The sequence below is a fragment of the Chryseobacterium sp. GW821-FHT04C04 genome, from assembly GCF_059420365.1.
This window is the reverse complement of sequence record NZ_JBWKTO010000003.1, coordinates 590,086-604,307: the sequence shown is the minus strand read 5'-3', so window position 1 is coordinate 604,307 and position 14,222 is coordinate 590,086. Positions and strand designations below refer to the sequence as shown.

General features: G+C 35.0%; 11 protein-coding genes. 5 read left to right on the top strand and 6 right to left on the bottom strand.

Annotated features, from left to right (window positions below):
* Window positions 1–2: 2 nt before the first annotated feature.
* From AC07UM_RS12625 to AC07UM_RS12615, 3 genes are all read right to left on the bottom strand, one after another.
* Window positions 3–2,162, bottom strand: coding sequence for a patatin-like phospholipase family protein (locus tag AC07UM_RS12625; protein ID WP_494683186.1), 2,160 nt, complete (start codon window positions 2,160–2,162; stop codon window positions 3–5).
* Window positions 2,163–2,164: 2 nt separating this feature from the next.
* A complete protein-coding gene (locus tag AC07UM_RS12620) occupies window positions 2,165–4,612 on the bottom strand; it encodes a bifunctional UDP-N-acetylmuramoyl-tripeptide:D-alanyl-D-alanine ligase/alanine racemase (protein ID WP_494683187.1) in 2,448 nt (815 codons plus the stop codon).
* 185 nt (window positions 4,613–4,797) lie between these two features.
* Window positions 4,798–5,385 (bottom strand): thymidine kinase, encoded by a 588-nt coding sequence (locus AC07UM_RS12615; RefSeq protein WP_124532942.1) that lies wholly within the window; start codon window positions 5,383–5,385, stop codon window positions 4,798–4,800.
* Window positions 5,386–5,491: 106 nt separating this feature from the next.
* On the opposite strand from AC07UM_RS12615, the gene AC07UM_RS12610 reads away from it, so the two are divergent.
* The 5 genes from AC07UM_RS12610 (at window position 5,492) to AC07UM_RS12590 (ending at window position 11,359) form a co-directional block, all read left to right on the top strand.
* Entirely contained in the window at window positions 5,492–6,925 is a 1,434-nt protein-coding gene (locus AC07UM_RS12610; protein ID WP_494683188.1) for a DUF8457 domain-containing protein, read from the top strand.
* A gap of 2 nt (window positions 6,926–6,927) precedes the next feature.
* A complete protein-coding gene (gene rsmI, locus AC07UM_RS12605; RefSeq protein ID WP_103233754.1) occupies window positions 6,928–7,602 on the top strand; it encodes a 16S rRNA (cytidine(1402)-2'-O)-methyltransferase in 675 nt (224 codons plus the stop codon).
* A 6-nt stretch (window positions 7,603–7,608) separates the two neighbouring features.
* Entirely contained in the window at window positions 7,609–9,120 is a 1,512-nt protein-coding gene (locus AC07UM_RS12600; protein ID WP_494683189.1) for a WG repeat-containing protein, read from the top strand.
* A 172-nt stretch (window positions 9,121–9,292) separates the two neighbouring features.
* Window positions 9,293–10,036 carry a 3-oxoacyl-[acyl-carrier-protein] reductase gene (fabG, locus tag AC07UM_RS12595; protein ID WP_494683190.1) on the top strand — a complete coding sequence of 248 codons (744 nt, stop codon included), beginning with the start codon at window positions 9,293–9,295 and terminating at the stop codon, window positions 10,034–10,036.
* A 3-nt stretch (window positions 10,037–10,039) separates the two neighbouring features.
* Window positions 10,040–11,359, top strand: a complete 1,320-nt coding sequence (locus AC07UM_RS12590; RefSeq protein ID WP_494683191.1) for a DUF6056 family protein — start codon at window positions 10,040–10,042, stop codon at window positions 11,357–11,359.
* Between the two features lie 40 nt (window positions 11,360–11,399).
* Here AC07UM_RS12590 and AC07UM_RS12585 read toward each other — a convergent pair whose 3' ends face one another.
* From AC07UM_RS12585 to AC07UM_RS12575, 3 genes are all read right to left on the bottom strand, one after another.
* On the bottom strand, window positions 11,400–12,440 hold the full coding sequence (locus AC07UM_RS12585) for a GMP reductase (RefSeq protein ID WP_494683192.1): 1,041 nt from the start codon (window positions 12,438–12,440) through the stop codon (window positions 11,400–11,402).
* 199 nt (window positions 12,441–12,639) lie between these two features.
* Window positions 12,640–13,428 (bottom strand): 5'/3'-nucleotidase SurE, encoded by a 789-nt coding sequence (gene surE / locus AC07UM_RS12580; protein WP_494683193.1) that lies wholly within the window; start codon window positions 13,426–13,428, stop codon window positions 12,640–12,642.
* Window positions 13,429–13,809: 381 nt separating this feature from the next.
* Window positions 13,810–13,980, bottom strand: a complete 171-nt coding sequence (locus AC07UM_RS12575; RefSeq protein ID WP_494683194.1) for a lmo0937 family membrane protein — start codon at window positions 13,978–13,980, stop codon at window positions 13,810–13,812.
* Window positions 13,981–14,222 lie beyond the last annotated feature (242 nt).

Genomic DNA, 14,222 nt, shown 5'->3' with positions numbered 1-14,222 from the left:
TTTTAAAACCAGTGTCCTAAAATAACACTGAATATACCTTTTTGGTTGTTTTTTAGTGAGTGGCTGAAGTTTACTTTAATCTGCCCGAAAGGAGATTTGTAACCAGCTGTTAATCCCAGTGAGCTGTAATTTACTTTAACTGCATCTTCAAATTTGATATCGTTTGATAAGTTAGCAAAGCTGAAGTTTCCACTGATGAAATAGTTTTTATTGAATTTAAATTGAATATCGTTAGATGCTAATATCACATTATTTGTATAAAGCTGGGCAAAATAAAATCCTCCGAAGCTCTTGAAATTAATAAGATTTTGTTCAAAAATTCCCCCTAATCTGTATTGATAATAAGCAGGAAGATATTCACCAAGTGTAATTCCTCCAAATAGATTAAGACGGTAAGAGAATTGTTTGCCAAGAGGAATATTGATTCTGAGATCTGCCTTGATTTGAATAATCCTTTTGTCAACTTCAGATTTTAAAAGGTCTATAACTTTTCCTTCAGCGGCAAAATAAACCCCTTTGGTAGGGAATTCTTTGTCATCCTGTGTATCTGTTTTTATGAAGATATAAGGGTTCAGAAAACGACTGTAGCGTCTATTATCTCCATTGCTATTTTCTGCTTTAAAGTAATCATGGCTCATACCTCCTCCAATAGCAAATTTATCCTTCCAAATAGACTGGATATAAACCTCATTTCTGGTCCATTCCCATCTGTCTATAACATAATTGTCGACATTTTTCAGATCAAAGCTCATTCCTGAAGAATAAATACCGAATCCAGGAATATATCCGTTATCTATAAAATAGTTTAGGTAATACCGTAATCGGTCTCCTACAACGAAATCAAAAGAAAGATTAGAGTTTTTGAATAAAAGCCTTTTTGCAGAATAATTCAAAAGAAGCCCGGTTTTAAAAACTTCGTCATAATGTAATCCGAATTTTAAAAAATGACGGGTATCATCTTCGGTTACATAAAGCTTTAAATAGTTGGCATCATTTTCCTGAACGATATCATAATTGATAAAACTATAGTTGTTTGTAGCAACCAATTTATCAACCATTTTATTGATGCTACCGTAAGTCTGTAAAGAGGGGAGACGCAGTCCCATTTTTCCCAGCGTATAGTTTTTTCCGTATATCTTGCTTCCTTCAATAGAAATACTGTCGATCTTATATACATTGGAATAGATAGGGTTTATACGCTGTCTGAGGCGGTCAAATGGCCTCTTGGGTAATTGATCCAGTATCTGAGAATATTTCAGTCCTTCTACATATCCGCTGTCCAGAATTTTCTTCTTATCATCATAGCTTGTAGCAGACATCCCTTTCAGGTTGGGTTTGATATTGATATCTGTATATTTATACTGTTTTCGGGTATCTTTTTTTATTCCAAAATCGATTACCTGATTCAGGATGGATATAATGTTGTTTAAATCCTCTCTTTTTGACAGGTCCTGATTCAGGTCCACACCGATGACAATATCGATTCCTTTGTCTTTTAAAGGCTTTGAGGGGTAATTTACCGTCATTGCTCCATCAATATATATGCTGTCACCAATTTTAATAGGATCCATTAAAGAAGGAAAAGCAGAACTCGCCATAATAGACTGTACCAGATCTCCTTTTTCAAAAATCTGCATATTTCCACTCTCCAGATTGGTGGCAACGCAAAGGAAAGGAATTGGCATTTTGGAAAAATCTTCGATATTGGAAACGTTTTTAAAAAGTTCTTTCAGAAGATAAACATTTCTCTGGCCGGTACTGATAGAAGAGGGAAGTGTGATTTTTCCATTTTTGAGTGGAATGGATAAAAGGTATTTGTCTACGGATTTGTTGAAAAAGCTGGCTTCCTGTCGTGATTTCGGATCCATAATTAAGGAATAGAAATCTGTATCCATGACTATTTTTTCAATTTCTTTTCCGGAATAGCCTGCGGCATAGAGTCCTCCAACTATGGCTCCCATGCTCGTTCCCGAAATATAATCCACCTTTACTCCCAATGAATCTAATACTTTAAGAACTCCGACATGTGAAAAGCCTTTGGCACCACCACCGGCAAGGGAGAGTCCTATCTTTGGGTTTTTCGGAATCACCAAATCTTTTTTTACCTGAGAATGGATCAATAACAGTGGGAATATGAAAAGCAGAATCAGGAGTTTTTTCATAGTTAATTTTTTATATAAATCCGTTTCACCCGAGGGGAAATGGAGGTTAATACTTCATAGGTTATCGTTTTGCAGTATCCTGCGAATTCTTTTAAACTTGGTTTGGCATTGAAAACAGTTACCGTATCACCTTCTTTTACATTCGGAATATTGTCTACATTGATCATCATCATGTCCATACAGATATTTCCAACAATAGGAGCAAGCGTTTTGTTGACCCCTAAATTTCCTACCTGATTTCCGATCAGTCTTGGAATGCCGTCTGCATATCCTACAGGGATTGTTGCAATTCTTGTAGGGTGATCCGCTTTATATTTCCTGCTGTAACCAACAGATTCTCCGTTTTCAACCGTTGATATCTGTGAAATTACGGTTTTAAAACTTACCACAGATTGTAATTGTTTCTGTATTTCGTCATCGGGAGATTCTCCCAACATACCGATACCTATTCTTACCATATCATGCTGATGATCCGTATAACTCGTTATCCCGGATGAATTCAGGATGTGGCGGATAGGAGTATAGCCTATTTTTTCAGTTAGGTAGCTTGAATTTTTTTCAAAAACGGCAAGCTGTTTCAAAGTAAATTCTTTCTCTTCAGGCATATCAGAAGATGATAAATGGCTGAACATACTTTGTACTTTTAGATTTTTTTGACTTAAAGTCTCGCTTAACTGATCCAGCTCAAAATCTTTGAAACCAAGACGGTGCATTCCCGTTTCCAGTTTGATATGGATCGGGTATTTTTTATCATGTCCTGACTTTTGTACAGCTTCATAGAACAATTCCAACACTCTGAAACTATAAATTTCAGGTTCAAGATTGTATTCTATAATAGTATGATAGCTGTGCTGCTCAGGATTCATAACAATGATAGGGGTCGTGATTCCTTTTTTACGAAGTTCTACACCTTCATCAACGTAAGCTACTCCAAGGTAATCTATATGATGATGCTGAAGAAATTCTGAAATCTCATAACTTCCAAGTCCATAAGCATTGGCTTTTACCATTGCCATCATTTTGGTTCCTGGTTTCAGCAGAGATTTATGATAGTTGATATTATGAAGAATTGCATTAAGGTTTACTTCCAGTACCGTATCGTGTTTTCTAAGTTCAAGAATATCCTTAAGCCTTTCGATCTCAAATTTTCTGGCGCCTTTCAGCAAAATAATCTGATTTTCTAATTCAGTAAGATATTTACTTTCAATTAACTCTTTAGTGTCAATGAAAGTATATGTTTTGGCTTTAAATAATTCACTAAATAATGATATTTCATCGCCGATTAAAAATACGGAATCAAAATTTTGTTCATTCACCAATTCGGAGACTTCTTCATACAATTCCTGAGAATTGCTGTTTACTCCTACAATATCTGTTAAGACCAGAGATTTTTTAGGTTTATTATATTCATTCAAAAACTGTAGGGCAGTTTTCAGAGAATCGAGGTCAAGATTAAAAGAATCGTTGATGACAATATTGCTCTTATTTCCTTCAATCGCTTCAAGCCTCATTTCAACGGCTTTTAAAAGGTTGATTTTTTCAACGATCTTTTTATTTTCGATATGAAGTTCCTTAAGGACTGTAATAAGCGCCATAGCATTGGTTAATGTAGCTTCGTCTCTTTGGTGGGCAGGAAAACTGATTTCTTCCCCAAAATATTCGACAATGATGTTTTCATCCTTTGAAATATTGTTTTTGATGAAAACCTGATTCTCTTTTTTAAAACCGTAAGAAATTAGTTTTTTATCAGAATAGGAATTTTTAATCTTTTGATCCACCAAAGAATGGTCACCATTATAGATGATGACTTCAGAATCTTTAAAAAGTTTGATCTTTTCATCAATCAGTTCATCTTCGGAAGAAAAATTGGCAGCATGAGCCGTTCCTATATGGGTAAGCAATCCGATCTGAGGATGGAAAATATTTTCAAGTTTTTCCATTTCATGAGGTTTTGAAATTCCCACTTCAAAAATTCCAAGCTGATAAGAGCTGTTGATTTGAAGAAGAGAGAGGGGAAGACCAATCTGGGAATTGAAACTTTTAGGACTTTTTACAGTAGGGAATTCATTCCACAAACATTGATATAACCATTCTTTTAAAATAGTTTTACCATTACTACCGGTGATTCCGATAGATTGTATGTGAGAATTCTCGAAATGGTACTTTGCTAATTTTTGAAGAAAGTCTACAGAATTTTCAACAATGATCCAGGTTATATTTTCGAAACCGGGATAATGATGTTCAGAAATAATAATATTGATTCCTCTGTCTATTGCGGATTCTATAAACTTTTCACCAGAATTTTTGGAGGTATTGATAGCGATAAATGCAGTATTCTTGGTAGAATAAATAATCCTGCTGTCGTACGCTATATTTTTGATCAATAAATTTCCGTCTCCAATGATTTGTGCATTGGTGATCTCTGCAATGTGTTGTACTGTATAATTCATTGGTACCCTTTCTGCTTTATTTTTAAGGCGAAATGACAAAAAGGTAAAATAATAAAGAGGAAGAAAAAGTTTTTATAAGCCAACTTCTCCTTTTTGAAATTTCACAATGCTGCTTTTTCGCTTTTCATTTATATTAGTGAATATAATGTATGTTTTGGTGCATTCAGCCTTTGCTGTTTTGCAATTTATTTTCTTTTTAAAAGTACTTCGTCAATAAAAACGCGGCGGCTTACTGCTTCATAGCTTTCAGTTTCTCCCAGCTCAACCAGATTATCTCCCTGGGAAGTTCTCATAGAATAGTTGGCAAGATTACCTGTTCTCTTACAAATAGCATGCACTTTTGTAACATACTCGGCAGTGGCCATCAAATTGGGCATAGGCCCGAACGGACGGCCCAAAAAGTCCATATCCAATCCTGCAATGACCACTCTTACACCACTATTGGCAAGTTGGTTGGCAATATCAACAATACTTTCATCGAAAAACTGAGCTTCATCAATTCCTACTACATCACAATTGGAAGCTAACAGAAGAATTTCATTAGGGTTTTCTACTGCTGTACTACGGATTTTATTCTGATTATGAGAAACTACATCCTCTTCAGAATATCGTACATCCAATTTGGGTTTAAAAATTTCCACGTTCTGTCCTGCCATCTCTGCCCTTCGCAATCTGCGGATCAGTTCTTCGGTTTTACCGGAAAACATAGAGCCACAAATTACTTCCATCCAACCACTTTGTTTGGAATGATTAATTGTATTTTCTAAAAACATTTGTTAAATTAGCCGTATATTTTTAACATCAAAAGTAAGCAATTTTAATAAGAATCTTATTATGCAGAATATCCAAGATTTAAGGGGAAAAATTTTTTTTGAATCCATGAATATCATTGATAATCTGGACAAAATAAGTAATATAGATGAATTACTTTCCAAGCAAGATCTTGTAGATGAGCTTGCTAACAGAATTTCTTTTTTGAAATTGCTCGAAAAAAATATTGAATATTTCGTAGCAGATGATCCGGCTCATCAACACCCCTCTTTTGTATCAGGAGAAACAGAATATCATGATTCAGGGAATGAAGTGACGGAAGAGGAAGCTATTTTTAATAATGAGCTGAATGAAATTGATGAAAATGAAATTTTTTCAGACGGATCTGAAGAAGAGGAAGCCGTTTTCAATAACCAATTGAATGAAATTGTTGAAAATAAATTCCATGAAAATATGGTAAGCTTTGTAGAAGAAAATCACGAAGAAAAAGCACCTGGAAATGCTCAGGAACAGGCTTCTAATCATGATATTCTTGAGGAAGAAGCCGTATTCAATAATCAATTGAATGAAATTGACGAAAATGAGATTTCTGAAGAGCAGAGAGCTGTTCTGAAATTTGTAGACGAAGATAAAATTCTTGCGGATGCTACACCGGATTCTGATGAAGATCTCAATGAAGATTTGTTTTATGATGAAGTGACTGAGGAAGAAGTTATTTTCAATAATCAGCTGAATGAAATAGACGATACAGAAGAGGAAATCTCCGAATCAGATGCCAAAAAAGAAACAGATTCTGCTGTTGTAAATGATGCTAAAGTACCAGTAACAGAAATTATTCCTAGTATTTTTGATACTGAAACTTTAGAAGATGAAATGCTGATCGAGGAAAATGAAGAACAATTTGTTGCCTCAAACATTTCAATACAAGAAGGAGAGATGATTACAGAAACTTCCAATGTGGAAAATATTCTGAGTGAGATCAAAAATGATCATTCTGAAGAAAATACAAAGGAAGAAAGCATTCTTGCTGAAGTCTATGACAGAAGAAAAATTGTAGAAATTGACAAACCTGTTCCTGAAGAAACAGATAAACATCCTTCCGATGAAAGCTTCGAAAATTTAGAAGAATATCATCGGGAGAAAAAAATAAAATTAGCCAATATCAAAGGAATGAAGGCTGTTCAGTCACTTTTTGATGATGATCACCTGGAAAGAGAATTTCCTAAGGAAGAAGCTCCGGTTTCGGTTGTAAAAGAAGATACAGGAAGCATTCTGAAATCTAATATTCCTACGAACTTTATGGAAGCAGACAAGCAGAAACCTGAGTTTAAGCTTGATCTGAATGACAGAATTGCTTTCTCCAAAATGTTGTTTGAAGGAAGCCAGATCGATCTTAATGATGCCGTATTCCAGCTAAACCAATTCAAAACGATGGAAGAAGCCAAAGAATATTTGAGTGATCTGTACTACGAAAGAAAATGGAATAAAGTGGATGAATATGCCCAGAGACTTTGGATATTGGTGGAAAATAAATTCTTATAATTTTGAGCGGAATCCTATATTTTGTTCCCACACCCGTTGGGAACCTTGAAGATATGACATTCAGGGCAGTAAAAGTCCTGAAAGAAGTTGATTATATTTTATGTGAAGACACCAGAACTTCTGGAATACTTTTAAAACATTTTGAAATCTCCAAGCCTTTAAAATCTTATCATTTACACAATGAGCATCAGGCAACAGAGAAAGTAATCGGAGACCTTAAAAGCGGTCAGAATATCGCTATTATTACCGATGCCGGAACACCGGGTATTTCGGATCCGGGATACTTATTAGCAAAAGCAGGCGCAGATAATCAGATTGATATGATATGCCTTCCTGGAGCGACAGCCTTGATTCCGGCACTTGTGGTTTCAGGACTTCCCAATAATGAATTTTTATTCGCTGGATTTTTACCACAAAAAAAAGGAAGACAGACAAAGCTAAAACAGCTTGCTGAAGAGAAAAAGACGATAGTTCTTTACGAAAGCCCACACAAAATCAATACGACTCTGGAGCAGATCAAAGAATTCTTTGGAGAAGAAACCAAGGCAAGTTTGAGCCGTGAAATCTCCAAAAAATTTGAAGAAACTAAGCGAGGAACAATCAACGAGTTAATTGAATTTTCCAAAAGTAAAACCTTAAAGGGAGAAATCGTTCTTATAGTCAATAATTCTATTTAATTTTCCTTGAAGAAATTAGTTTTTGTACTGTGTTCTGTAGTTTGTACAGCACAGACTAACCAATATATGAAGGTTATCCTGTCAAAAAAGACAGGGAAGGGAGTCAATTCCTATTCGGACGGATATGGAATAATATATGACTCCGGGACCAATAAACAGGGAATTGTAGATTCTCTGGGGGCCATTACCTTTAAATCTCCTTATAAAGGGGGAATTCTGCATGTTTTTAAAAACAGATTTATCCTTTATTCTGAAGAAGGGAACAATAGAAAATCAGCTATTATTGATGAGAATGGAAAAGAACTGATCTCTTTGGATAATCAGGAGTTTAATACACCATGGTGGAGTAAGGAACGTATTATTTCTTCAAAACAAGACAAAGAAGCCGTTTATGATTACAATGGAAAGGAAATCATTCCTTATTCAGAAAAGATCCGTTTTTCAGGGAAGAACAGATTTTTTGTCTTAAAAGATAAAAAGTGGTTTTTATATGATCTTAACGGAAAGCAGGTCAGCAGCCGGGAATTTAAAGAATATTATAGTTTTGAAGAGGGTAGAGCATTGATTATCAATGATAATAATGAAAGTGAAATCATTGGAGATAATGGACAGACTTTACATCAATTTTCGAAACAGGTTGTGAACATCAATGCTTATCCCTATCTGATTACCAGGAATAAAAGTACAGGTAAGTATGGCTTAATCGATGTTGAGGAAAATACACTTGCAGAAGAAATCTTTAGTGATTTCACCCCGGAGTATTTTGGTGGAAAAGCATATATCTACCTCGAAAAGAAAGGAAAAACAACTGTTTTCAGTAAGAAAGACAGAAATTTGTATCCCCAGGCTTTTAAATATTTAAATCCTTTATTGAATAACTTCTTCAGTGTTTACAATGATAAAGTAAAAAAATCCGGTATTATTGATCTCCAGGGAAACATCATTTTCCCGCAGGAATATGATTTCATCAGATGTTTTACCATTTCCGGAAAAGATTTCATCTATATTAAAAAAGGCAATGAAGAACAATTTCTGGATAAAGACCTTAAGAATATTGTAGGAGATGGAGTACAAATTTTCGGTTTCTATCCTGAGAGTCTTATTCTTGGGAAACAAGATAAGTATTATACGTTTTCAGTGGTAGATCACTCGATGAAGGAGCTGAAAAACATCAGTCAGATAAAAAATGAGGATGTTGAGTATTTTAACCCTCTTAATCAATATTCAAAACCGTTGGTATGTAAAAATACAGCCGGCTTTTATGGCATTCTGGATGGTAAAGGAACGGAAACTGTACCCTTTGTTTACGAAGACATCATCACATTCGGGAATGCTGAAAACGAAATTGTGGTAAGAAAAGGAGGAAAATTCGGAGTTTCAAATTTCCAGAATGAGCTCCTAAAGGAAATTATTTATGATAAATATTTTTGGCAGAAAGAAGTTCTGAAACTGGATAAAGGTAAAAAAACAGACTTCATTTATTTCACCAGATTTAGAAATAATTCCGTTCAGTTTTAATAAAAGCTAAATAAACATTAAAAAAATCAGTATTTTAACAATTTAAATGGGTTGAATAACATTTTATAATATCTTTGCAAACCGTTTAATTCCGGAAAGGAATGTATAAGAACTAAAAGAGTCAGCTATCACTAGCTGAATGAGTTATAAAAGAAAATAATTATCAATAGATATGAAAATATTAGAAGGAAAAGTAGCAATAATTACCGGAGCTACAAGAGGAATCGGGAAAGGGATTGCTGAAATGTTTGCTCAACAAGGGGCAAAAGTAGCATTTACCTATGCCGGTTCTGTAGACAAAGCAAAAGAATTAGAAGCAGCTTTAAGTTCTGTAACCCAAATTAAGGGATATCAGTCCGACGCATCAGATTATGATGCTGCTCAGAAATTGGTAGAGGATGTAATGGCAGAGTTCGGGCAGATTGATATTTTGGTAAACAATGCAGGAATTACAAAAGATAACCTGTTATTGAGAATGTCCAAAGAAGATTGGGATAAAGTGATTAAGGTAAATTTAGATTCAGTTTTTAACCTTACAAAAGCGGTAATCAAGCCGATGATGAAGGCCAGATCAGGATCTATCATCAATATGACTTCTGTAGTAGGGGTGAAAGGAAATGCCGGACAAGCCAACTATGCAGCTTCTAAAGCTGGAGTTATTGGATTTACAAAATCTGTAGCATTGGAATTAGGTTCAAGAAATATCAGATGTAATGCAATTGCGCCTGGATTTATTGAAACAGAAATGACCGCTGTTCTGGATGAAAAAACAGTTCAGGGATGGAGAGAAGAGATTCCGATGAAAAGAGGAGGGCAGCCTGAAGATATCGCAAATGCATGTGTATTCTTTGGAAGCGAAATGTCAGGATATATCACCGGACAAACATTAAACGTTGACGGTGGAATGTTAACCTAGAAAATGAAAAAAGTACAGAATATAGTAGTATTCTTGTCGATTTTAATAGGCGTCGGTCTGGCATACATTAGTTGGTTTAATGTATATCAGACCGATGATTATTTCTGGTCCTATACAACCAGAAAAATAGGGTTGTTACAAAGTTTTATTCAGACTTATACAAGCTGGGGTGGTAGGTATTTCGGATATTCTATCAATATGTTTAACCCTGTTTTTTATGACAATAATAATCTTCTTCCCAAGATCTATCCTGTTTTCTTACTACTTTCCTTCATTGGAATTTCAGCATTAAACTTTAAAGAATATTTCAATTACTCCCCGAAAGAATCCATCAAAAAAGGACTTCTTCTGTTTTTCTTTTATACAATCCTTCTGGTAAGCCTTCCTGAGCATTACTTCTGGATTACAGGCTCCAATGTCTATTTCGTTCCTGTTGTTTTAGCAGGCATTTTACTCTATTTTTTAAAAAAAAGCGAGGATACACAGGAGAAAATATGGTTTTACCTTTCGGTTTTGCTTACTATCATTCTGATGGGGTCCAATGAAATTCTGGCATTGATTGTTGAAGGACTTTTGTTATTATCTTATTATCAGAAATGCAATAAGAAAAATCTGACTTTGGCACTGATAGGAAGTGTCTTTTTACTGATAAGCTTTTTGGCGCCTGGAAACTTCAACAGAATGGGAGAGACAGAAGGGGGAATTATAAAATGGCTGAAGAGAATTGCTCTTTTTGGGGCGAATACAATGTATGTTGCCGTTAAAGTTTTATTAGTGTTTCCTTTATTTATTAAAGTTTTTGAGAAAGAACTTAAAAATATCAGCACGAAAATAACATTTAAAAAGGCTGTACTATTTTGGTCAGTTTCTTTACTCCCGTTATTATTTACAAGCTATATTCTCAATTCTGTTGCAAGACAGTTTGAAAGTATCATCTTTTATTTTTTAATCAGTTTTGCAGTGTTGATGTTTTTTAAATTTGAAAAAATTAAAAAATTTTGGTGGGTTTCGCTCCTCATTATTTTTCTTCCTGAGTTAAAAATTTTCCCTGAAAAATATTCATATTTCAACGTTGATTTTAATGGAGAAAATATAGTGATGGAGATTATGACGACAGATCTTAAAGAATATGAAAAAGAGATGAATGAACGAGTAGATATCATCAGGAATTCTTCTAAAGACTCTGTTGTCGTTGATAAGATCAAAGAAGTTCCGAGGATTTTGTATATAGATGAAATGGCTTCAGAGCATGAACAGGAAACCTATGTGAATGATCAGCTTCAAAAGTATTTTAATAAAAAATATATAAGGACAAAAGAATAAAGGCTTTAGAATTATCTAAAGCCTTTATTTATTTTTATTCCTAGTCTTTAAAAATCTGATTTTCCTGTTCCTGAACCCTGATAAAAGTAGTTCTCTTAGAAAGTTCCTTCAGTTTGGATGCGCCTACATAAGTACAGGTAGAGCGTACTCCTCCCAAAATATCTTTTACGGTTTCCGAAACCGGACCTTTATAAGCTGCTTTTACTGTTTTTCCTTCGGAAGAACGATATTCTGCTACCCCTCCGGAATGTTTATCCATAGCTGTTTTGGAACTCATTCCATAGAAGAGACGATATTTTTTACCGTTTTCTTCAATCATTTCTCCACCACTTTCGTCGTGTCCGGCAAACATACCGCCAAGCATTACGAAATCTGCACCCCCACCGAAGGCTTTGGCAACATCTCCCGGGACTTTACAGCCACCGTCTGCGATGATATGTCCTCCTAAACCATGTGCAGCATCGGCACATTCAATAATGGCAGAAAGCTGAGGATAGCCAACCCCCGTTTTTACTCTGGTCGTACAAACTGATCCGGGGCCAATACCTACTTTTATAATATCTGCACCTACCAGAAGAAGTTCTTCTACCATTTCTCCCGTAACAACATTTCCGGCGATGATAATTTTATCGGGAAAATTGGCTCTTGCCTTCTTCACAAATCCAACGAAATGCTCAGAATAGCCATTGGCTACATCTATACAGAGAAACTCAATTTTTGGATGCTTTTCGAGGATCTGTCTTATTTTTTCTTCATCAGCCTTCCCTGTTCCTGTGCTTAAAGCGATATACTGATAAATAGTTTCAGGCTGGCTTTCCAGAAACTGGCTCCATTCTTCGGGAGTATAGTGTTTGTGAACCGCTGTAATAATTTTTTCCTTTGCCAGTTCTACAGCCATTTCAAAAGTTCCTACCGTATCCATATTGGCGGCAATTATTGGAACCCCTGTCCATTTTTTCTTAGTATGTTTAAAGGTAAATTCTCTTTGTAAATCAACTTCTGACCGGGATTTTAAAGTAGAACGTTTAGGGCGGAACATTACATCCTTGAACCCTAATTTTATGTCATATTCTATACGCATTTTGTAATTATTTGTCAGAATAAAGATAGTGAATAATCCAAAGCGGATACTTTTTGAATGGATGTATTTTGTCACGGATGAGATAAAAATACGGCATGAAAAATAGTATTTCATGCCGTGTTATTGTTAAAACTTCAACTTCTGATCTCTGCTGAAGTGAAGTTTTTTATACTGTTTAATAAGCAAATGACAAATAAGATTATTTCACCTCATTTACCTTTTCAAAAGTCATGACCTCTTCCAGTGTTTTCATATATTCATAGGCAGTCATGTCAAACTTTACAGGGACGATGGAAATATATCCGTTCGCCAATGCTGTTTCGTCAGCATCTTCAGAATCATCCATATTGTTGAAATAACCCGTCAGCCAGTAATATTTTTTACCATGCGGATTGATTCTTTCGTCGAAGCTTTCTTCCCATTTTGCGTTAGCTTGTTTGCATACTTTTATTCCTTTTATTTCTGCAGCAGGAAGTTTAGGAATATTGACATTCAGAACAACTCCTTTTGGCATTGGGTGTTCCAGTGTTCTTCTTACAATATTCTGAATAAATTCTTTTGCCTGGGTAAAATCTGCTTCCCAGCTGAAATCCAACAATGAGAATCCGATAGCAGGAATTCCCTCTACACCAGCTTCTACTGCTGCAGACATAGTTCCTGAATAGATCACATTGATTGAAGAATTTGCTCCGTGATTGATTCCTGAAACCACAATATCAGGTCTTCTTGTCAGAATCTTATCAAGAGCCATTTTTACGCAGTCTACAGGAGTTCCACTGCATGAAAAATCAGTCTGTGGACCATCAAGGGTAACTTCTTCGTAGCTTAGGGTAGAATTGATGGTAATAGCGTGGCCTTTTCCACTTTGGGGAGAGTTAGGGGCTACAACAACAACTTCTCCGATTTCATTCATAAAACTGATAAGATTTCTGATACCAGGAGCTGTAATTCCATCATCATTAGTAACCAGAATAAGCGGTCTTTCCATAAATTATCTTTAATATTTTTTTTATTCAAATAGAGTGAATTTGTTCATTTTCAGAATCGAACAAATAGAATTTCAACACATCAAATGTAGTCAAAAATAAGATGCGATAAAACAGCAGGGCTATTATTAGGTATTGGTAATTCAGATTTGAAATAGACCTATTTTAGCCAAAAAATGAGTCTGGAAAAAGAGAAGATGAAGAATCTAAGGTTCAGAAAGTGAACTGAAAATGAAGAAAAGTTAACAGGTTAATTTAATCCGCATTTTCAAAATCCACCTCAGTCCTTCACAGATGCTTTTTCAATTAATATATGACTCAACTGAAGAGAATCTGTGAAAGCCTATGGTGTTTTAATTAAAGTGGTTTTACAAAATAATAAACTAATCGAGAGGTTTTCTGCCTGTAATAATGTTATAAAGAATAACAACAATGGCAATGACCAATAAAATGTGAATTAAATAGCCTGTGCTGATACCCGGAACAATTCCCAGTATTCCCAAAAGCCAAACAACGATGCAGATGACTGCAACTAACCATAGTAGACTTCTCATGACTTTATATTTTAATGTTATTTGCTTAGTTTCCTGCATATTTTATGCCCTTATGTCTTAAAAGTGAATTTTGTGGTACGTGTTTTTAACTTTCAACGAAAAAACAAACTGTAAGAATATTTATGAAAAAAAAACAGATCGGGAGTTCGTTTGGGAATCAAAGAGCCTGATAATAGGAAATACCTGAGATTGCTTTTATTATTTGTGAACCTCTTTTAATAAAAATAATTAAAACTGGTCGA